The sequence below is a fragment of the Ancylobacter sp. VNQ12 genome, from assembly GCF_049445835.1.
Classification (GTDB): domain Bacteria; phylum Pseudomonadota; class Alphaproteobacteria; order Rhizobiales; family Xanthobacteraceae; genus Ancylobacter.
Genome location: NZ_JBMSDU010000002.1, coordinates 318,423 through 338,905, shown reverse-complemented (window position 1 = coordinate 338,905; position 20,483 = coordinate 318,423). Strand labels below are relative to the sequence as shown.

19 protein-coding genes are annotated in these 20,483 nt (G+C 67.6%); 6 read left to right on the top strand and 13 right to left on the bottom strand.

Going from position 1 to position 20,483, the window contains the following annotated elements; genetic code table 11:
* Nucleotides 1-191 precede the first annotated feature (191 nt).
* Nucleotides 192-1,553 carry a polyhydroxyalkanoate depolymerase gene (locus tag ACO2RV_RS05240; RefSeq protein ID WP_423290536.1) on the top strand — a complete coding sequence of 454 codons (1,362 nt, stop codon included), beginning with the start codon at nt 192-194 and terminating at the stop codon, nt 1,551-1,553.
* Here ACO2RV_RS05240 and ACO2RV_RS05235 read toward each other — a convergent pair.
* On the bottom strand, nt 1,550-2,446 hold the full coding sequence (locus tag ACO2RV_RS05235) for a LysR family transcriptional regulator (RefSeq protein ID WP_423290534.1): 897 nt from the start codon (nt 2,444-2,446) through the stop codon (nt 1,550-1,552). The two genes, ACO2RV_RS05240 and ACO2RV_RS05235, sit on opposite strands and share 4 nt — an antisense overlap.
* A gap of 129 nt (nt 2,447-2,575) precedes the next feature.
* On the opposite strand from ACO2RV_RS05235, the gene ACO2RV_RS05230 reads away from it, so the two are divergent.
* Complete coding sequence (locus ACO2RV_RS05230) at nt 2,576-3,340, top strand: SDR family oxidoreductase (RefSeq protein ID WP_423290532.1); 765 nt, start codon at nt 2,576-2,578, stop codon at nt 3,338-3,340.
* Nucleotides 3,341-3,476: 136 nt separating this feature from the next.
* Nucleotides 3,477-4,589, top strand: coding sequence for a bifunctional transcriptional activator/DNA repair enzyme AdaA (locus ACO2RV_RS05225; protein WP_423290530.1), 1,113 nt, complete (start codon nt 3,477-3,479; stop codon nt 4,587-4,589).
* Here ACO2RV_RS05225 and phoB read toward each other — a convergent pair.
* The 7 genes from phoB to ACO2RV_RS05190 form a co-directional block, all read right to left on the bottom strand.
* On the bottom strand, nt 4,553-5,254 hold the full coding sequence (gene phoB, locus ACO2RV_RS05220; RefSeq protein ID WP_423290528.1) for a phosphate regulon transcriptional regulator PhoB: 702 nt from the start codon (nt 5,252-5,254) through the stop codon (nt 4,553-4,555). The genes ACO2RV_RS05225 and phoB overlap by 37 nt on opposite strands.
* 50 nt (nt 5,255-5,304) lie before the next feature.
* Nucleotides 5,305-6,018: a phosphate signaling complex protein PhoU gene (gene phoU / locus ACO2RV_RS05215; RefSeq protein ID WP_423290526.1), complete on the bottom strand. Its 714-nt coding sequence runs from the start codon at nt 6,016-6,018 to the stop codon at nt 5,305-5,307.
* 22 nt (nt 6,019-6,040) lie between these two features.
* The gene (gene pstB, locus ACO2RV_RS05210; protein WP_423290524.1) at nt 6,041-6,862 is read right to left on the bottom strand and encodes a phosphate ABC transporter ATP-binding protein PstB; all 822 of its coding nucleotides are present in this window, start codon (nt 6,860-6,862) and stop codon (nt 6,041-6,043) included.
* An 8-nt stretch (nt 6,863-6,870) separates the two neighbouring features.
* Entirely contained in the window at nt 6,871-7,704 is an 834-nt protein-coding gene (pstA, locus tag ACO2RV_RS05205; protein ID WP_423290522.1) for a phosphate ABC transporter permease PstA, read from the bottom strand.
* 14 nt (nt 7,705-7,718) lie between these two features.
* Nucleotides 7,719-8,696, bottom strand: a complete 978-nt coding sequence (pstC, locus tag ACO2RV_RS05200) for a phosphate ABC transporter permease subunit PstC (RefSeq protein ID WP_423290520.1) — start codon at nt 8,694-8,696, stop codon at nt 7,719-7,721.
* A 255-nt stretch (nt 8,697-8,951) separates the two neighbouring features.
* Nucleotides 8,952-9,986, bottom strand: a complete 1,035-nt coding sequence (gene pstS, locus ACO2RV_RS05195) for a phosphate ABC transporter substrate-binding protein PstS (protein WP_423290518.1) — start codon at nt 9,984-9,986, stop codon at nt 8,952-8,954.
* A 154-nt stretch (nt 9,987-10,140) separates the two neighbouring features.
* Entirely contained in the window at nt 10,141-11,463 is a 1,323-nt protein-coding gene (locus tag ACO2RV_RS05190) for an ATP-binding protein (RefSeq protein ID WP_423290516.1), read from the bottom strand.
* A gap of 175 nt (nt 11,464-11,638) precedes the next feature.
* Between ACO2RV_RS05190 and ppk2 the strand changes: the two genes are divergently transcribed.
* Together ppk2 and ACO2RV_RS05180 are read left to right on the top strand one after the other, a co-directional pair.
* Entirely contained in the window at nt 11,639-12,583 is a 945-nt protein-coding gene (ppk2, locus tag ACO2RV_RS05185; protein ID WP_423291044.1) for a polyphosphate kinase 2, read from the top strand.
* A 150-nt stretch (nt 12,584-12,733) separates the two neighbouring features.
* Nucleotides 12,734-13,207 carry a hypothetical protein gene (locus tag ACO2RV_RS05180; protein ID WP_423290514.1) on the top strand — a complete coding sequence of 158 codons (474 nt, stop codon included), beginning with the start codon at nt 12,734-12,736 and terminating at the stop codon, nt 13,205-13,207.
* Between the two features lie 70 nt (nt 13,208-13,277).
* Here the strand turns inward: ACO2RV_RS05180 and ACO2RV_RS05175 are convergent, their stop codons facing one another.
* Nucleotides 13,278-14,378 carry a UPF0104 family protein gene (locus ACO2RV_RS05175; RefSeq protein WP_423290512.1) on the bottom strand — a complete coding sequence of 367 codons (1,101 nt, stop codon included), beginning with the start codon at nt 14,376-14,378 and terminating at the stop codon, nt 13,278-13,280.
* A gap of 237 nt (nt 14,379-14,615) precedes the next feature.
* Entirely contained in the window at nt 14,616-16,499 is a 1,884-nt protein-coding gene (locus ACO2RV_RS05170; protein WP_423290510.1) for a potassium transporter Kup, read from the bottom strand.
* 533 nt (nt 16,500-17,032) lie between these two features.
* Between ACO2RV_RS05170 and ACO2RV_RS05165 the strand changes: the two genes are divergently transcribed.
* The gene (locus tag ACO2RV_RS05165) at nt 17,033-17,749 is read left to right on the top strand and encodes a TetR/AcrR family transcriptional regulator (protein WP_423290508.1); all 717 of its coding nucleotides are present in this window, start codon (nt 17,033-17,035) and stop codon (nt 17,747-17,749) included.
* Here the strand turns inward: ACO2RV_RS05165 and ACO2RV_RS05160 are convergent.
* Genes ACO2RV_RS05160 through ACO2RV_RS05150 form a run of 3 tightly spaced genes read right to left on the bottom strand, consistent with a single transcriptional unit; the run spans nt 17,746 to nt 20,460 of the window.
* Entirely contained in the window at nt 17,746-18,615 is an 870-nt protein-coding gene (locus ACO2RV_RS05160) for an NAD-dependent epimerase/dehydratase family protein (RefSeq protein ID WP_423290506.1), read from the bottom strand. The two genes, ACO2RV_RS05165 and ACO2RV_RS05160, sit on opposite strands and share 4 nt — an antisense overlap.
* A 10-nt stretch (nt 18,616-18,625) precedes the next feature.
* On the bottom strand, nt 18,626-19,795 hold the full coding sequence (gene queG / locus ACO2RV_RS05155) for a tRNA epoxyqueuosine(34) reductase QueG (protein WP_423290504.1): 1,170 nt from the start codon (nt 19,793-19,795) through the stop codon (nt 18,626-18,628).
* Nucleotides 19,771-20,460, bottom strand: a complete 690-nt coding sequence (locus ACO2RV_RS05150; RefSeq protein ID WP_423290502.1) for a glutathione S-transferase family protein — start codon at nt 20,458-20,460, stop codon at nt 19,771-19,773. Before ACO2RV_RS05150 ends, queG begins: the two co-directional genes overlap by 25 nt.
* Between the last annotated feature and the right edge of the window lie 23 nt (nt 20,461-20,483).

The window sequence follows — 20,483 nt, the reverse complement described above, 5'->3', positions numbered from 1 at the left end:
GCGAATGCGGGGAAAGCGCGAGAGCGGCTGATCGTTGACGCGGCCGCGAAAGCTCCTATTTATGCTGCAACGCACAAGGTGCCACGACCGGCAAAACCCGGTGGAGAACGGTGCTGGGTGACCTGACAGGTGGAGGACGGCCGGCCAATCTGGCGACCGTTCGGATCGCGCGCCTGGAGACGGAGGCATTCATGGCGATCGGCGTTTTCGGCGACGTTCCCGATGCGGCGGAAGCTGCACGCACGCCTGAAGTGGCGGTCGAGACGGTTTCGGCCTTCTCCAAGCCACTCTACTGGATGTTCGAGATGGGCCATGCGGCGCTCGACCCGTTGCGCGTCATGGCGGATGCGGGGCGGCTCTATTACCGCAACCCGGTCAACCCGCTCTCCCACACCGGATTCGGCAAGTCGATGTCGGCGGCGCTCGAAATGTTCGAGCGCTCGACCCGTCGCTACGGCAAGCCGGACTGGGGCATCGACGAGACGGTGGTCGGCGCGACCCATGTTCCCGTGCATATCGAGACGGTGTGGGAACGCCCGTTCTGCCGGCTGCTGCATTTCCAGCGCGACTTTCCGGTGCCGCCGCGCCGGCCGCAGCCGCGCATGGTGATCGTCGCCCCGTTATCGGGCCACTACGCCACGCTGCTGCGCGGCACGGTGCAGACGCTGCTGCCGAACCACGACCTCTACATCACCGACTGGACCGATGCCCGTAACGTGCCGATGGCCGACGGGCGTTTCGACCTCGACGACTATGTCGATTACCTCATCGAGATCTTCCGCCATCTCGGCGGCGGGGCGCATGCGCTCGCCGTGTGCCAGCCGGCCGTGCCCGTGCTGGCGGCAGTGGCGCGCATGGAGGAGATGGGCGATCCCAACGTGCCGGCCTCCATGGTGCTGATGGGTGGGCCGATCGACACGCGCGAGAGCCCGACGGCGGTGAACCTCTTCGCCGAGGAGCGCGGGCTCGACTGGTTCCGCCGCAACGTCATCACCACCGTGCCGTGGCCCAATGCCGGCGTCATGCGGCAGGTCTATCCCGGCTTTCTTCAGCTGCATGGCTTCATGGCGATGAACCTGGAGCGCCATCTGCGCGCGCATGCCGACATGTTCGGCCACCTGGTGAAGGGCGACGGCGATTCCGCCGCCAAGCACCGGGAATTCTATGACGAGTACCTCTCGGTCATGGACCTACCGGCCGAATATTACCTCCAGACGCTGCAGACCGTGTTCATCGACCATTCGCTGCCGAAGGGCGAGATGACACACCGCGGCGAGAGGGTGGACCCCTCGAAGATACGCAACGTCGCGCTGCTCACCGTCGAGGGCGAGAACGACGACATTTCCGGCGTCGGCCAGACGCGGGCGGCGCACAAGCTGTGCTCGAATCTGCCCGACGACATGAAGGCGCATTACCTCCAGCCCACGGTTGGCCATTACGGCGTGTTCAACGGCTCGCGCTTCCGCGCCGAAATCGCCCCGCGCATCTCCGATTTCGTGCTGAACCACAACTGGCCGAAGAAGGGGCACAACGCGCCGGGCGATGCGGACTAGGCTTCCCAATAGAGCGGGTCGCCGAAGGCGGCGCGCAAGGCTTCCGCCAGCGCCCGCAGCTTGGCCGTGGGATTGCGCCCCTCGGGATGGGCGACATAGATGAATTCCTCCTCGGGCTCCGCGCCGACCTCGATCACGCGCAGCGTGCCGGCGCGGATGTCCGGCCCGGCGATGAACAGCGGCAGCATGGAGATGCCGAGCCCGGCCGCGGCGGCGTCCCGCATCACGATGCCGTTGTTAACCTGCAGCCCGACCTTGGCGCGCACCTGCACGCGGCCGGCCCCGGCCACGAACTGCCAGTCGGCGAGGCCGCGGTGGGTGTAGAAAATGCCGCGATGACCATCGAGTTCGGCGAGGTCGCGCGGCGTGCCGTGCCGCTCCAAATAATCGGGTGAGGCCACCAGCACGCGCCGGCTGCGCGCCAGACGCCAGGCGGTGAGCGGGCTGTCGCGCATCGGCCCGTGGCGGATCACGCCGTCGAAGCCCTCCGCCTGCGCGTCGACCACCCGGTCGTCGAGCTCGATGCTCAGCTCGATCGCAGGATGGTGGCGCAGGAAGGGATAGAGCGCCGGGCCGATATGCAGCGTCGTCAGCGTCACCGGGGCGGAGAGGCGCAGCGGGCCGGCAAGGGTGCCGCGCCGCTCGGCCAGCGTGGCGACCGCCGCGTCGAGGCCGCGCAGCGATTCCGAGGCCATCTCCAGAAAGGCCGCGCCGTCTTCCGTCAGCGACAATTTGCGCGTCGAGCGATGCACCAGACGGGCGCCGAGACGGTGTTCGAGCTGCGCCAGGCGGTCGCTGACCACCGATTTCGACAGGCGCAGCCGGCGCGCCGCCTCGCTGATCGAGCCCGCCTCCGCGATGGCGACGAAGGCGGCGATGCCGTCCAGTTTCATCGTTCGATTTTTCCGGACATGAAATCCATTTTCAGCAGTCTAATCCGGACGAGGTGTCCTCGCCATACTTCTGCGTGACACAGGCCGCGGCGTTCCCGGCGGTGGATGGTTCATTCAAGGAGATTTTTCATGCCCCGTCTCAAGGACAAGGTCGCGCTGATCACCGGCGCCAGTTCCGGCATCGGCCGCGCCACCGCGCTGCTGTTCGCCGCCGAGGGCGCAAAGGTCGTGGTTGGCGCGCGCCGCAAGGACGAGCTCGACACGCTGGTCGCCGAGATCACCGCCGCCGCCGGCGAAGCGGTGGCGCTGGCCGGCGACGTGCGCTCGGAAGACTATGCGCAGGCACTGGTGGCGCTGGCGGCCGAGCGCTATGGCCGGCTCGACATCGCCTTCAACAATGCCGGCACTCTCGGTGAGAAGGGGGCAAGCACCGGCGTCTCGGCCAAGGGGTGGGAGGACACGCTGGCGGTCAACCTCACCGGCGCGTTTCTCGGCGCGAAGTACCAGATCGCGCAGATGCTGAAGAACGGCGGCGGTTCGGTGATCTTCACCTCGACCTTTGTCGGCTACACCACCTCGTTTCCCGGCCTTGCCGCCTATGCCGCCTCGAAATCGGGGCTGATCGGCCTGACCCAGACGCTCGCCGCCGAATACGGGCCGCAGGGGGTGAGGGTCAACGCCGTGCTGCCCGGCGCGGTGGAGACCGAGATGTATCGCGAGGCCAATGACACGCCCGAGGCGCAGTCCTTCATCACCGGGCTGCATGCGCTCAAGCGGGTGGGGCGGCCGGACGAACTGGCGCGCGCCGTGCTCTATCTCGCCTCGGACGATTCGTCCTTCGTGTCGGGCACCGCACATCTGGTCGATGGCGGATTGTCGATCACCCGCACCTGAGAGGTGGGCTCGCAACGCCGGCCTGCTCCCTCTTCCCAACGGGGAGAGGGAATTACACGTCGGGCGTCGCGCCAGCGCGAAGAATAACCGCCCGATTTGCGGCGGCACGGTTCGGCTGAGATGATACCCCTATCGCATGCTGTTCGACCTGCCCGACCACGCCACGCTCTACCGCGCCCTTCTCGACCGCGACGAGGGCTATGACGGCCGCGCCTATGTCTGCGTCGCCACCACCGGCATCTTCTGCCGGCTGACCTGTCCCGCGCGCAAACCGAAGCCGGAAAACTGTACCTTCCACGCCACCATCGGCGCCTGCATCGAGGCCGGATTCCGCCCCTGCAAGCGCTGTCATCCGCTGCAGCCGGCGGCGAATGCCGATCCGGTCATCGGCGCGCTGCTCGCGGCGCTGGACGCCCGACCGGACCGCCGCTGGAGCGAGACGCATGTCGAGCGCATGGGGTTCGACCTGTCGACGGTGCGGCGCACCTTCAAGCGGCACTTCGGCATGACCTTTCTGGAGATGGCGCGCCAGCGCCGCCTGCGCGAGGGGTTCGAGACGCTGTATGAGGGCGGCAAGGTGATCGAGGCGCAACACGTAGCCGGCTTCGAATCTGCCAGCGCCTTCCGTGCCGCCTTCGCGCGGCTGCTGGGCTGTGCGCCGGGCGACATTGCCGGGCGCGGCGCGCTGCTGGCCGACTGGATCGCCACGCCGCTGGGCGACATGATCGCCATCTCCAGCGGCTCGCATCTCCATCTTCTGGAATTCATCGAGCGCCGGGCACTGCCCACCGAGATCGCCCGGCTGCGGCAGCGGGCCAAGGGCGACCTCGGCATTGGCGGCTTCGCGCCCACCGAACAGATCCGCGCCGAACTCGGCGATTTCTTTGCCGGCCGCTCCGCGCATTTCGCCACGCCTTTGGCGCTCGACGGCAGCGCCTTTACCCGCGCGGTCTGGGCCGAGCTGCGGCGGATACCGCCCGGCGCGACGGTGAGCTATTCGGAAATCGCCCGCCGCGTCGGGCAGCCGTCGGCGATACGGGCGGTGGCGCGGGCGAACGGCGCCAACCAACTGGCGCTGATCATCCCCTGCCATCGCGTCATCGGCGCCGACGGGTCGCTGACCGGCTATGGCGGCGGCCTCTGGCGCAAGCAGCGGCTCTTGGAGATCGAGCAGCAATACCGCGCGCCGCAGGCCGCAGCCGCCGCGCCCGATCAATGGGCGCGGGCGAACATCTCGTTGAACGAATAGCCGGAGCCGCGCACGGTGCGGATCGGGTCGGGCTGGCGCGGGCGGTTGAGCGCCTTGCGCAGGCGCCCGACATGCACGTCGACCGTGCGCTCGTCGATATAGACGTCCTGGCCCCACACGCCGTCGAGCAGCTGCTCGCGCGAATAGACCCGGCCGGGCGACTGCATGAGGAATTCCAGCAACCGGAACTCGGTCGGCCCCAGATGCAGCTCGCGGCCGGCGCGGTGGACGCGCTTGGTTTCGCGGTCGAGCTCGATGTCGCCGGCACGTAGCAGCGTCGAGATGTGCTCGGGCTTGGCCCGGCGCAGCAGCGCGCGCACGCGCGCCACCAGCTCCGGCACAGAGAACGGCTTCACCACATAGTCGTCGGCACCGGTGGCGAGGCCGCGCACCCGCTCGGTCTCCTCGCCGCGGGCGGTGAGCATGAGCACCGGCATGCGCTCGGTCTCCGGCCGGGCGCGCAGGCGCCGGCACAGCTCGATGCCGGAAAGGCCCGGGAGCATCCAGTCGAGAATCAGCAGGTCCGGCACGCTTTCGCGCAGCCGGGTCTCCGCCTCGTCGCCCCGCCCGACGCTGTCGACGGCGTAGCCCTCGGATTCGAGATTGTAGCGCAACAGGAGGGTGAGGGGCTCCTCATCCTCCACGATCAGAATATTGGTCGGCATAGGGGGCGTCCCGATCGCTTGCCAGAGGGCCTTGCCAGAGTGACCGTCCCTCACGCCGGGAACGGAACCGCCGTGATGCTGGAGGTGTCCTGCTTGGGCCGCTCGTCGGCAAGCTGCTGGCCGGTCGAGAGATAGTGCACGGTCTCGGCGATGTTGGTCGCGTGGTCGCCGATGCGCTCGATGTTCTTGGCGCAGAACAGCAGGTGCGTGCACAGCGATATGTTGCGCGGATCCTCCATCATGTAGGTGAGGAGCTCGCGGAACAGCGAGGTGTAGAGAACGTCCACCTGGCCGTCGCGCCGCCACACTTCCAGCGCGCGGGCATCGTCGCGGCCGGCGTAGGAATCCAGCACTTCCTTGAGCTGCTCCTGCACCATCGCCGACATGTGCTCGACGCCGCGCACCAGCTTCTGCGGATGGAACTCGCCGGTCAGCGCCAGCACGCGCTTGGCGGTGTTCTTGGCGAGATCGCCGATGCGTTCCAGATCGTTGGCGATGCGCATCGCGGCGACGATCTCGCGCAGGTCGCCGGCCAGCGGCTGGCGGCGGGCGATGGTGAGGATGGCCTTTTCCTCGATCTCACGCTGCAGCAGGTCGACCGGGCCGTCGAGCACGATCACCTTCTGGGCCAGTTCGGCGTCGCGCTTCACCAGCGCGGCGACGGAATCGGTGACCAGGCGCTCGGCCTGGCCGCCCATCTCGACGACGCGGCGCGAGAGTTCCTTCAGATCGGTGTCGAAGGACGAGACGATATGTTCGGTCATGGATTGATCCTCCGCCGCCGGTTCAGCCGAAGCGGCCGGTGATGTAGTCGCGGGTGCGCGCCTCGCGCGGATTGGTGAAGATCTCGGAGGAGGTGGCGACCTCGATCAGCTCGCCGAGATAGAAGAAGGAGGTGATGTCGGCGCAGCGCGCCGCCTGCTGCATGTTGTGCGTCACGATGACGATGGTGAATTCCTGCTTCAGCTCGTCGATCAGGTCCTCGATCTTCGAGGTCGAGATCGGATCGAGCGCCGAGGTGGGCTCGTCGAGCAGGATCACTTCGGGGCGCACCGCGATGGTGCGGGCGATGCACAGGCGCTGCTGCTGGCCGCCCGACATGCCGAGCGCCGAGGTGTGCAGCCGGTCCTTGGTCTCTTCCCAGATCGCGGCCTTGCGCAGGCACCATTCCACCCGCTCGTCCATCTGCGCCTTGCTCAGCTTCTCGTGCAGCTTCACGCCGAAGGCGATGTTGTCGTAGATCGACATCGGGAACGGCGTCGGCTTCTGGAACACCATGCCGATGCGTGAGCGCACCACGGTGGAATCCAGTTCCTTGCTGAGCAGGTCGACGCCGTCGAACAGGATCTTGCCCTCCGCGCGCTGGCCCGGATAGAGCTGGTACATCCGGTTGAAGATGCGCAGCAGCGTGGACTTGCCGCAGCCCGAGGGCCCGATCATCGCGGTGACGCGCTTCTCGGGGATCTCGAAATTGATGTTTTTCAGCGCGTGGTTGTCACCGTAGAAGAAGTTCAGCCCCTCGACCTTGAGCTTGGGCTCGGCGGACGGCGCGGTGGCGCGGTTGACGGCGGAAGCGATGTCGATCGACGTATCGGGTGCGAAATTCATGGTCCGTCTCACTTCATCTTCGCCAGGACGAGGCGGGAAAGGATGTTCAGGGTCAGGACCCCGACGGTGATGATGAGCGCGCCGGCCCAGGCAAGGGCGACCCAGTCCTCGAAGGGGCTGGCGGCGTACTGGTAGATGGCGATGGGCAGGCTGGCCATCGGCGCGTTGAGGCTCACGGACCAGCCATTATTGCCCAGCGAGGTGAACAAGAGCGGCGCGGTCTCGCCGGCGGCGCGGGCCAGCGCCAGCAGGACGCCGGTGACGATGCCGGCCTGGGCTGCGCGCCAGGTGACCAGCGTGACCACCTTCCACTGCGGCGCGCCGAGCGCGAAGGCCGCCTCGCGCAGGCCGATCGGCACCAGGTTCAGCATATCTTCGGTGGTGCGCACCACGACCGGTATGACCAGGATGGCCAGCGCGATGGACCCCGCCCAACCGGAGAAGCCGCCGAAGGGAACGACGAGCAGCTGGTAGACGAACAGGCCGATCAGGATGGAGGGAGCGGAGAGCAGCACGTCGTTGACGAAGCGCACGACATTGGCGATCTGCGTGCCGCGGCCGTTCTCGGCGAGGAAGGTGCCGCACATCAGGCCGATCGGCGTGCCGATGACAAGGGCGACGCCGATCTGGATCAGCGAACCGACGATGGCGTTGAGCAAGCCGCCTTCCGCGCCGGGCGGCGCGGTGATCTTGGTGAAGACGTGCGGGCCGAGGGCCGGCAGGCCACGCGACAGCAGCGTCCACAGGATCCAGGCGAGAAGCACCAGGGAGAGGGCGGCGAAGCCGGTTGAAACCGCCTTGACGGTGAGGTCGGTAGCGCGACGGCGGGCGAGCGATGCCATGATTGTTTCTTCCCTCAGCCCTTGAGCTTCGACCGGACGAGCAGGCGCGAGAGCGCCAGCACGATGAAGGAAATGACGAAGAGGATGAAACCGAGCTGGAGCAGGGCCTGCAGCTTCAGCGAGCCGATCGAGGCCTCGGGGAACTCATTGGCGATGGTCGAGGCGATGGTGGCGCCCGGCGCGAACAGCGAGGCCGACATGCGCGTCGCGTTGCCGATGACGAAGGTGACGGCCATCGTCTCGCCCAGCGCCCGGCCGAGGCCGAGCATGACCGCGCCGACCATGGCGGTGCGGCCATAGGGCACGGAGACGTTGCGATAGACCTCATAGGTCGTGGCGCCGACGCCATACGCGGATTCCTTGATCATCGGCGGCACCGATTCCAGCACCTCGACGAACATCGCGGTGATGAAGGGCAGGATCATCAGCGCGAGGATGAGGCCGGCGGTCAGCATGCCGGCACCCAGCGGCGGGCCCTGGAACAGCGCGCCGATCAGCGGGATCGGGCCGAGCCATTCGATCAGCGGCGGCTGCACATAGAGCGCGACCAGCGGAACGACGACGAAGAAGCCCCACATGCCATAGATGATGGAAGGGATGGCGGCGAGCAGCTGGATGGCGACACCAATCGGCCGGCGCAGCGGGCCGGGCGCAATCTCGGTGAGGAAGAAGGCGATGCCGAAGGAGAGCGGCAGCGCCACGATCACCGCGATGACGGCGCTGAAGACGGTGCCGAACACCATGACGCCGGCGCCGAAACGCTCGGTGACCGGGTTCCAGGAGGTGGACCAGAGGAAGGCGATGCCGAATTCGCGCAACGCCGGCAAGCCGCCCTGGAACAGCATGGCGATGATGAGGCCGAGCAGCACCAGCACGAAAACGCCGCTGCCCCAGAGCAGCGCGACGAAGATGGGATCGCTGATGCGGCCGGTCGGTTTATGCGCAGCGAGCAGCTCGGGCGTCGCCTTCGTTCCGCTCAAGGTGGCGTCCATGTCATGTGTTCCTAACAGCGCCGGCCACGGGGTGGGCGTGGGAGGCGTACCGCGCTCGGCACGAGCATCGCTGGTTTGGTCGGCAGACGGGCGGGCGTCGCGCAGGTGATGCATGTCGGCGATGGCTTGTCGCCCGCGCCGCCGTCATCGCATCCGCCGTCGCCGGACGTCCACGCCTTAAGGTATAGCCCGGAAGGTTCGACGAAAAGGGCGGCCGCCGTAACGGCCGCCCTCTGTTTGAGGCGGAAGGGACGATCAGTTCGTCCAGACGGCCTTGCCGTCGGCCTTAACTTCGCTGGCCCAGGCCTTCTTGACTTCCTCGACCACCGAGCCCGGCAGCGGGATGTAGTGCAGCTTCTCGGCGATCGCGTCGCCTTCGTTGCCGTAGGCCCAGTCGAAGAACTTGATCGCGGCAGCCGACTGGGCGGCATCGGTCGGGTTCTTCGGCAGCAGGATGTAGGTCGCCGAGGTGATCGGCCAGGCGCCTTCGCCGGCGGTGTCGATCATCGAGGCGGCAAAGTTCTTGGCATGGGTCCAGTCGGCCGCGGCGGCGGCTTCCATGAACGCCTTGGTCTCGGGCTTCACGACCTTGCCGGCCTTGTTGACGAGGTCGGTGGTGGCCAGCTTGTTGGCGGCGGCGTAGATGAACTCGACGTAGCCGACCGCGCCCTTGGTGTTCTTCACGGTGCCCGCAACGCCTTCATTGCCCTTGGCGCCCGCGCCGGTGGGCCACTGCACGGAGGTGGCGGCGCCGACGCTGGACTTCCAGTCCGCGCTGGTGGCGGCGAGATAGGAGGTGAAGACGAAGGAGGTGCCCGAGGAATCCGAGCGGTAGACCGGGACGACCGCGACGTCGGGCAGCTTCTTGCCCTTGTTCAGCGCCTCGATCTTCGGGTCGTTCCACTTGGCGATCTTGCCCTGGTAGATGTCGGCGAGCACCGCGCCGTTGAGCACCAGACCTTCGACGCCGTCGAGATTGACGATGGCGACCACCGAGCCGATCACGGTCGGGAACTGCAGCAGGTTGGCGGCTTCCAGCTTGTCGTCCTTCATCGGCGCGTCGGAGGCGCCGAAGTCGACGGTGCGGTTGACGATCTGGTTCTGACCGCCGCCCGAGCCGATGGACTGATAGTTCAGGCCCGTGCCGGTCTTCTCCTTATAGGCGGCGGCCCAGGCCTGATAGACCGGCGCCGGGAAGGACGCGCCGGCACCGTTGATGTCGGCGGCGAAGGCGGTGCTCGAAAGGCCGAAGGTCAGCGCGGCGGCGCCGAGAATGTGGGTCAGTTTCAAGGGTCTTCTCCTTAGCTCGGGAGACCGGCTGCGGCCGGGTCGCTCTACCCGGAAGCTCGATGGGCCGGAGGCGGCGGAAAAAAGGGCTTGCACGGGTTGTTTAACGCCGCGGCGCCACGGTTCTATGACGCGTGGGTGACATCTTGATGACGCTTCAAGCCGCTGAATTAATTGATGTTTCTCGCTCGTCCACGGCGCATGCCGCCAGCCGCACCGAAAAGGTCGATCCTTCGCCGGGCACACTTTCGATCCCAAGCCGTCCGCGGTGGCGGGCGACGATGTGTTTGACGATGGCGAGGCCGAGCCCGGTGCCGCCCTGCTCGCGCGAATGGGCGGTGTCGACGCGGTAGAAGCGTTCGGTCAGGCGCGGCACGTGTTCGGGCGCGATGCCGGGACCATAATCACGTACCGAGACGACGATGTCGCCGCCCTCGCGGGCGATGACGATGTCGATGCGCCCGCCCGAGCCGCCATATTTCAGCGCGTTCTCGACCAGGTTCTCGAACACGCGGATCAGCTCGTCGCGGTCGCCCTGCACGGTGGCGGGCGTGCGCGGGTGCTCGAAGCCGATCTCCACGCCGCGTTCCTGTCCCAGCGGGGTGAGCGTATCGCGCACATGGCCGAGGATGGCGACGAGGTCGAGCTGTGTCTCGGGGCGCAGATGCGCGTTCAGCTCGATGCGCGACAGCGACAGCAGGTCGTCGATGAGGCGCGACATGCGCCTCGCCTGCTCGCCCATGATCTTGAGGAAGCGCTCGCGCGCGCCGGTGTCGTTGCGAGCGGGTCCCTGCAGCGTCTCGATGAAGCCGGAGAGCGAGGCGAGCGGGGTGCGCAGCTCGTGGCTCGCATTTGCGATGAAGTCGACCCGCATCTGCTCGACCCGCCGCTGCGCACTGAGGTCGACGAAGCCGATCAGTACCGCCTCAGTGGTTGCTGCCCGCCCCTCGCCGCTCCGGATCGGCACGATGTCGGCGCGCAGCCAGCGCTCGACCGGCACGCGCTCGGAGAACTCGATGCGGCGGGCGACCCCGTCGGCGATGGCGGCCCGCAGCGCCTCCAGCACTTCGGGCACGCGCACGGCGAAGGAAACCGGATCGCCGACGCGCGCACTGGCAACGATGCCGGCGGCCCGCTCGTTCGCCACCAGGACGGTGCCGCGCGGATCGAGCAGCAGAGCCGCGTCGGGAAGAGCGCGCACCAGTGCGGTCAGGCGCTCCTCGCCCATGCCGAGCCGCATCGGTTTGGGCTCGGCGCCGAGCCGGGCAGCGAGGGCGGCGACCATGGGTCGGCGTCGGGCCGGGATTGCCGCGCCCGCCAGCGCCAGCGCGGCGATGCCGAGTGCCGGAACCGGCGCGATGACGTCGGCCCAGACCCCCACGCCAAGCCCCAGCGCGGCCGCCGCAAGAATCCACCGCGCGCCTACGAGCCGCTCGCGGAGCGTATCTTCGTTGAAGCTGCCGCTATCGCCCAAAGCCATGCCGGATCGTTTCCTGCCACTCTCGCGTTTCTGTATGCTGTCCCTGCGTCGTCCGATATCCGATATGGATTCGCGGCGTCTGAACGGAAGGGCGAATCCCTTCCTTATGATACAGGTGAGAGGCTTCCATATGACGAAGAAGCCGAAGGATATCAGCGCAGGATCTCCCGCGCCGCTGACGAAGACCAACAAGTCTGCCGGGACGAAGAAGGCGAAGAAGCTGCCGAAGGCCAGCCGGGTCGGTTCCGTGCCCGGCCCGGAGGCGGAAATCGCCGCCGCGCTTGCCGGCTTTTCCATCGAGACGCCGGAGTTGCCGGCCATTATTGCCAAGCGCGCCTATGGCAGCGGCGACTACCCCTATGAGGACCGGCCGAAGCGCAAGGCTTATGCGAAGGAGCTCAGGGCACTGCAGATCGAACTGCTGAAGCTGCAGGAATGGGTCAAGAAATCGCGCGAGCGGGTCGTCATCGTCTTCGAGGGGCGCGACGCTGCCGGCAAGGGCGGCACCATCCATCGACTGGTTCAGCACCTCAACCCGCGCTTCGTGCGTGTGGTCGCGCTCGATAAGCCGACCGACGTCGAATCGGCGCAATGGTATTTTCAGCGCTATGTCGCGCACCTGCCTTATCGCGGCGAGATCGTGCTGTTCGACCGCTCCTGGTACAATCGGGCCGTGGTCGAGCCGGTAATGGGGTTCTGCACGCCGACGGAGACCGTCCATTTCCTCGAACAGGTGCCGACTTTCGAGAAGATGCTGGTGGAAGACGGCATCCGCCTGTTCAAGATCTGGCTCGATGTGGGACGGGAAATGCAGCTGAAGCGCCTGCATGACCGCTTCCGCGACCCGCTGAAGCAATGGAAGCTGTCGCCGGTCGATCTCGCCGCCCCGGCGCGGTGGGACGCGATCTCGCAGGCGCGCGACGCCATGATCGAGGCGAGCGATACGCCGCTTGCGCCATGGACAGCGGTGCTGGCCAACGACAAGATGCGGGCTCGCCTCGGTGTGATACGACAGATTCTGGTCAAGCTGCCCTATGAGGGCCGCGACGACCGGGTGGTCGGCATCCCCGATCCGGCCATCGTGCTGGAGGGGCGCCGCTTTCTTGCGCGCGGCTCGTGATGAAACTGGAAATGGGCCATGCGCTGGCGTGATTTGACGACGTTCACGTTTTTGGCGGGAATGTCGGTCTGTGAGGGGCTTGCGGCTGAGCCGCTGCCTCGGCCGCAGGTGGATTTTCACCTGAACGCCCGCACCTTGGACGAGGGGCGGATGAGCGTTGCCCGCGGCGAGGGCGGGCGGATGCGGGTGGAGCTCAGCCGCTCCGGCACCTTCGGCAGCATGACCGGGCTCATCGACCTCCCGCGCAACCGCATGCTGATGATCGTGGCCTTTCCCGGCATGGAAGGGCGCGCCGTCGACATGGAGCTGCCGGCGGATTTCGCCGTCGTCGACCTCGGTGGCGAGGGGATCCGGACCGGCGCCGACATCGTCGCCGGCGAGCCCTGCGACGTGTGGCGCACGCAGGAGAAGCGCTCCGGCACGCTGATCGATTCGTGCATCACCCCGGACGGCATCACCTTGCGCGCGGTGGCGGACGTGAATGGCACGCGGACGATGGTGTTCGAGGCGCTGGATGTTGCCCGCGGCGTGCAGGACCCGGCGCTGTTCGAGCTGCCCAAGGGGGTCAAGGTGACCAAGCTGCCTTCGGCGATGAAGAGCTTTCTACCGAGCCTGCTGCCTTGATTGCACCCTGGCCGATCCGGGATCCAGCGCGAGGCTCCTTGGCAAGGTTCCCTCGGCAGCCCCCGGCGCCTTACGCGCGGCGGCGCGAGGCTTCCTCGGCGGCGTCGTTGGCGGGGCGCACCTCGTCCGGCTCCAGCACCGGGGCGGCGGCCAGCGGCTCGAGCGACACTTCGGGCTCGGGCGGCACCAGCGCGGTGCGGCGCCGGTTGCGGCTGAGGATGAATTCGCGCACGCCCATGATGACGAGGGCGATGGCGAAGGGTGTCACATAGTACAGCAGGCGTAGCAGCAGCAGTGCGCCGAGCAGCGGCTCCTTGTCGAACTGCGGCAGCGCCAGCAGCATGGCGGCGTCGAACACGCCGAGCCCGCCCGGCGCGTGGCTGGCGAAGCCGAGCAGCGTCGCCGAGATGAAGACGACGCCGAGCGCGATCGGGTCGATGAACGGCGCCTGCGGCATCAGCACATACATGGCCGCGGCGCAGAAGGAGAGATCGATGATGCCGATGACCATCTGCATCAGCGTCAGCCTCGAGCCCGGCAGCGTCACCGTCCAGTGGCCCTGGCCGACGCCGATCCGCCGCGGTTTCAGCCCGACCCAGACGACATAGGCGGCAAGCCCGGCCAGCAGGGCGATGCCGATCAGCCGGTTGATCCAGGGCGGCAGCTGGTCGACCGCGCTCGCCGCCCAGGGTTCGATGGTGACGCCGATGCCGAGAATGGCGATGTTGCCGAGCCAGAAGGTGAGGCCGGTGATGAAGCAGAGCTTGGCGACGTCGATCGCGCCGAGGCCGTGCGCCGAATAGATCCGGTAGCGCACGGTGCCGCCGGTGAAGGCGGAAAAGCCGATATTGTGGCCGATGGCATAGGAGGTGAACGAGGCCAGCGCAGCCGTGCGGTAGGGCACGTAGCCCTTGCCGATGGTGCGCAGGGCGAACCAGTCATAGAAGGTGAGGGTGAAATAGGCGCAGGCCACGAACAGGCCGGCCAGCGCGACGCGCCAGGGCGAGGTACCGGCCAGCGCGTCGAACACCTCGCCGGGATTGATGGTGCGCAGCATCTTGAAGAGCACGACGGCCGCGATGCCGATGATGATCAAGCTGGCCAGCAGACCAAGCGTGTGCCAACCGATCCGCTCGCGCAGCCAGCCGGTAATCACCCTCAGCGCGTTCATCGTACACTCACCGTCGTCGTCCCCGCGCTGCCCTTTGACCTCGTTCGGCTCGGGGCAGCCCTATCAGACCTTGCGGCCTTGCGGAACCGCTTCCGCATCAGGGCGGCGCATTACCGCACGACACGGACAGACCGCGCCGCCAGACGCGCCGGGCGGCTTCTTTTGCCCAGATATGGGCAGCGGCATGACAAGCGTTAGACGCTCGCGCTGGCGTGATCGTCCGCGACGGCGCGCGGCTCACAGCCGGACCGGGTAGCCGATCTCGATGGTGCGCGGGCGGGGCAGGCCGAAACGGTCGACGGAACGCTCGGCGTTGCGCGCGAGGAAGGCGAAGACATGCGCCAGCACGTCGCGCACGCCGCGTATGTCTTCGGGCGGAATGATGCGCTCATGGCCGATGACGTAGACAGCCTCGTCCGGATCGATGCCCTGCGCGTAGAGCGCCGGTCCCAGCACCGAGGGGACGTCGATCTGCTGCATGTAGCCGAAGCGCACATCCACCCGGACGTGGACAGGATCGAGGGCGGTGACGCGCACCCGCTCGTCCACCGCCACGCGCGGGCGTGAGGCGATCCATACCGAGACGATGACCGCCTTGCTGAACTGGATGTTGAGGAGGTCCGACAGGCGCCCGAGCGCCACCGGCGTCACGGCGCTGCCGCGCGACAGGAAGATCGCGGTGCGCGGGCTCACCGCGCAGGCCGGCGGCTTGCCGCGGGTAATGAAGTCGTCGAGCGGCTCGGTGAAGCGGCGCTGCTGGATGCCGAGACCCTCGAGCCCGCGCCGCCAGGAAACCATGATGACGAGGACGATGCTGGCGATGGCGACCGGCAGCCAGCCGCCATCATGCAGTTTGGTCAGGTTGGCGGCGGCGAAGGAGACGTCGACGACCGCGAGGCCGCCGGCAAGGCCGATCAGTGCCGGCAGCGGCCAGTTCCAGCTGCGCCGGACATAGGCGACGAACAGGATCGTGGTCGCCACCATCGCCATGGCGACCGCGATGCCATACGCCGAGGCTAGACGGTCGGAGGAGCCGAAGGAAACGACGATGGCGGTGCAGGCCAGCATCATGATCCAGTTGAGACGGCCGATATAGATGTGCTGGTCGTTGTGCTCGCTGGTGTAGCCGATACGCATCGGCGGCAGGTAGCCGAGTTCGATGGCCTGCTTGGCCAGCGAGAACACGCCGGTGATGATGGCCTGCGAGGCGATCACCGTGGCGGCAGCGGCCAGGATCAGCAGCGGCAGGTCGAACGTGTCCGGCGACAGGTCGTAGAACGGGTTGCGGATGGCCTCCCGATTCACCAGCACATTGGCGCCCTGCCCGTAATAGTTCAGCAGCAGTGCCGGCATCGCGACGAACAGCCAGGCGCGGGTGATGACCGGGCGGCCGAAATGGCCGAGATCGGCGTAGAGCGCCTCGCCTCCGGTGATGGCGAGGAAGGTGGCCCCAAGCACGGCGCCGGCGAGCCAGGCATGATCGGCAATCAGCATCAGCCCGTGGCGCGGATCGAATGCCCACAGCACTTGCGGCGCCTGCACGATACCGTAGACGCCCAGTGCGCCGAGCGAGGCGAACCAGACCAGCATGACCGGCCCGTAAAGGGCGCCGATGCGGTCGGTGCCGGCGCGCTGGGAGAAGAACACCAGCAGGATGACCAGCACGGTGACGGCGACGATCCAGTGATCGAGCGCGGGCGCGATGACCTCCAGCCCCTCGATTGCCGACAGCACCGAGATCGCCGGGGTGAGCACGCCGTCGCCGATCAGCATGGCGGCGCCGACGAGGCCGGCAACCAGCAGCCATAGGCGGCGGCCGGACGCGCTGCGGTGCAGGTCGAGCAGCGTGACAAGGGCCAGGATGCCACCTTCGCCGTCATTGTCGGCGCGCAGCACCAGCGAGACATATTTGATGGTGATGGAAAGAATGATCGCCCAGGTGATGAGCGAGAGCAGGCCGAGCACGTCCGCGTCGGTCACCGCCGGGCCGCCAACGGCGAGCAGGCCCTGCTTGAAGGCGTAGAGCGGACTTGTGCCAATGTCGCCGAACACGACCCCGAGCGCGGCGATCTCCGCCGCGAAGGGCACCGAGCGGCTCCCGACCGACGCGACCTTAGCCATGTTTCGTCCGGGCTGGCGCTTCCTGTGCCGGGCGCGGAAAAGCGCGAGGCGCAAGGCCGAGAACGTCTGATCGGGTCATGGCGGTCCGAATTCGCACAGCGAGAACCGGCGAAGGCCGGCACCGCAGCATTAACCCGAGCGCGTGATCCCGCCAAGCGGAGTCTCCCCATCCGGCACTTTCGGTAGGCCGGAGAGGATCGCGAAAGCCGGATGTCGTGGCCGGCAAGCCGCAGTCGGGCCATTGCCGACCGGGCGCGAGAGCTGAGGGAGGAGGATTGGGGGGCGGATTAATCCTCCTCCCTCGACCGTCGGGGGCAGGCGCCTCGAAAGTTTGCGGGGCCTTCGAGCTGCCAACCGAGGCTGACAGAGTCCTAATGCAATCGCTCGGGTGAATCAATCCAAACTGAACGGTTTGGTCAAAAACTTGTCGTTGCGGCGATATTCCCTTTGGGAATCAAGGCTTGCCATGGCATGGTGGACCGGATGTTCCGTTCCGGTTCGTCCTTCATACCCTCAGGCTGCCGTCGTTTGTGATGAGTTCCCCGCGCGATCCTTCCGCCCTCGATCCGTCGGACGATCCCGGATCGGACGCCACCACGGTTCCGGGGGGCGAGGCCGGTGCCCAGGTCGCCGGCAGCGCGGAAAAGCGCCGGCAGATCCTCGGCGGCGCCCGTGAGGTATTCCTGGCCAGCGGTTTCGACGGCGCCAGCATGGGCGAGATCGCCCGCGCGGCCGGCGTGTCCAAGGGTACGCTGTATTTCTATTTCGCCTCCAAGGAGGATCTGTTCGCCGCGCTGGTGAGCGAGGTGTGCCGGCAGACCGCCGAGCAGAGCTTCGCGCTGGACGTGGAGAGCGATGTGCGTGAGGCGCTCACCCGCACTGGTCATCTCTACGTGCAGGCGATGATCCGCCCCGAGCATATTGCCACGGTGCGCATGGTGATCGGCATCGCCGAGAAGCTGCCGGAGATCGGCCGCACCTATCTTGCCGCCGGCCCGAATGCCGGGGTCGAGCAACTCTGTGGCTGGCTGCGCGCCAAATGCGCGCGTGGCGAGCTGGTCATCGATGATCTCGAACTGGCGGCCTGGCAGTTCCTCGTCGGCTGCCACGCGCTCATCGTCATGCCGATGCTGTTCGGCGACTCGCCCGAGCCCGACGCTGCCACCGTCGACCGGGTGGTGAGCCACGCGGTCGATTCCTTCCTGCGGGCCTATGCCGGGCCGGGGCTTGGGGGCGCCGCGCGCGGCTAGTGGGCGGGAACGCCCTCCCCGGCGGCGAACAGCGCGGCCAGCCCCTCGCGATAGGTGGGATGGCGCAGAGGGCCGCCGAGCAGCGCGTGCAGCCGGTCATTGCGCACCCGGCGATTATCGGCCCAGAACGACAGCGCCATCGCCGACATGCGGGTGGCAGCCTCGGCGAACGGCACCGCCTCCGGCGCCGGCCGTCCCAGCAGCCCGGCGGCGAAACGCACCGGCGCGCAGGAGGGCGAGGGCTCGTCGTCGACCAGGTTCACCGCCCCATCGAACCCGGCCGCGCCGGCCGCGTGAATGGCGTCGGCGATGTCGTCGACATGGATGCGGTTGAACACCTGGCCCGCGCGCTCGACGCAGCGCGCCGAACCGTCCGCCACATCGACCAGCACATTGCGGCCGGGGCCATAAATGCCGCCGAGCCGCAGCACCGCGACAGGGCGGCCGCTCGCATCCCCCAGCGCCTGCCACGCCTGTTCGGCGGCGATGCGCTGCCGGCCGCGCGGTGCGGTGGAGGCGAGCGGCGCCGTCTCGTCGATCCACGACCCGCCGCTGTCGCCATAGACGCCGATGGTGGAGAGATAGACGAGCGGACCTTTCCCCGATCCGCCGCCGATGGCAGCGCCGAGCGGGCCGAGGAACGGGTCGCCCGCCTCGCCCGGCGCGGCGGAGGCAAGGATGACGTCGGCGGTACGGGCCGCGGCGATGAGGTCGTCCGAGGCATCGACGGTGAAGCGCATCATTTCGACGCGCGGATGCGGCGTCCCGCTCCGGCTGGTGCCGACGATGCGCGAGAAGGTGTCGCCATGCCGCGCGACGAAGCGCTGGGCGCAATAGCCGAGGCCGAGGCAGAGCAGTGTGGTCATGGGGACAGGTTCATGCCGCGTTTCGCGCCCCGGCGCCAAGCCGCCATTCGTCGCGTACATCCCTATCGCTCTCGCCGGCGTGGGCATCGGCCAGCTGGGCGAAACTCTCCGCATCAAGGAGGCGCGCCAGCGCCCACACCGCCGCGCCGCGTACCAGCGGATCGGCCTCGACGAGCAGCCGTTCCGCATCCGGAACGAGTGAAGCGTCGCCGGAATTACCGATGGCGATCAAGACGTTGCGGAGGAAGCGTGTGCGTCCCGTACGCTTGATCGGGCTCTTGGTGAAGCGGGCGCGGAATTCGGCATCGTTCAATCGCGCCAATTCACCGAGCGATGGCGCCTGGTTCTCCGCCCGCGCGGCGAGGCGGGCCTCGCGGCCGCGTTCGGCGAACTTGTTCCACGGGCAGGCGGCGAGGCAGTCGTCGCAGCCATAGATGCGGTTGCCGATCAGCGGCCTGAGTTCCCGCGGGATCGGGCCTTTGTGCTCGATGGTGAGGTAGGAGATGCAGCGTCGCGCATCGATCCGGTAGGGCGCGGGGAAAGCCTTGGTCGGGCAGGCATCCAGGCAGGCGCGGCAGGAGCCGCAATGGTCGGGCTCGGGGGCATCCGGAGGCAAGGCGAGCGTGGTGGCGATGGCGCCGAGGAACAGCCACGAGCCCTTGTCGCGCGAGACGAGGTTGGTGTGCTTGCCCTGCCAGCCGAGCCCGGCGGCCGCCGCCAGTGGCTTCTCCATCAGCGGGGCGGTGTCGACGAACACTTTCACTTGGACGTTTTCCTGGCCGCCCGCACGCGGCACGAAGCGCGAGCAGATGCGCTTGAGCTTGCCTTTGATCAGTTCATGATAGTCGTCGCCGCGCGCATAGACCGAGATGGTGCCCCGGCTCGTCTGCGAGAGCGCGCGTCGGGGATCCTCGTCCGGGCCGTAGTTCAGCCCGAGCATGAGCACGGCGCCGACCTCCGGCCAGAGACGTTGCGGCGACGAGCGCCGCTCGGCGGTCTCGGGCATCCAGTCCATGTCGCCATGGGCGCCGGTCGCGATCCATTGATGGAGGCGCGGGCCGGCCTGGGGGATGGCGTCCGGGGCGGCGACGCCCATGGCGTCGAAGCCTTCCTCGCGGGCGAGCGCGAAGAGGAGGGCCTTGGCCGCCTCAGGACTCAGAAGTCGAGATCCGCGTAGCACGGGGCCGGCGGCATGCCCGCCATGCTCAACGCGAGCAGCGGCCGGAAGGCCGGACGCGACTTGATGCGCGCGTACCAGATCTTCGCTCCCTCATCCTCTTCCCACGGCACGTCGCCGAGATAGTCGACGCAGGAAATATGCGCGGCGGCGGCAAGGTCGGCATAGCTCATGCGCTCGCCGCCGAGCCAGTTCCGCGCCTTCAGCAACCAGCCGATATATTGCAGATGATAGCGGATATTGGCGCGCGCGGCACGGATGACCGCCATGTCCGGCGGACCGCCGCCGAGTTCGCGCGGCATGTAGCGCTTGTAGACCTTCTCGCGGACCAGCGGCTCGGAGACCTCGGCGTAGAATTTGTGGTTGAACCACGCCGCCAGCCGCCGCACCTCGACACGCGAATAGCTGTCGCCCGGCAGCAGCCGGCGGTCGCCCATCTCGGTCCCGCGGGTTTCGTCGATATATTCGGTGATGGTGTCGACACCCGGCACGACGAAGCCGTCATCCTCGACCAGCACCGGGGTGGCGCCGGCAGGATCAAGCATGAGGAATTCGGGTCGTCGCTCCCACACGCGCTCTTCGACAAGCTCGGGTTCGATCCCCATCTCGCCAAGGGCGAGACGGACGAGACGCGAATGTGCGCAGAAGGGATGATGATAAAGTTGCATTGTCCGGGAAAGCCGCGGCACGC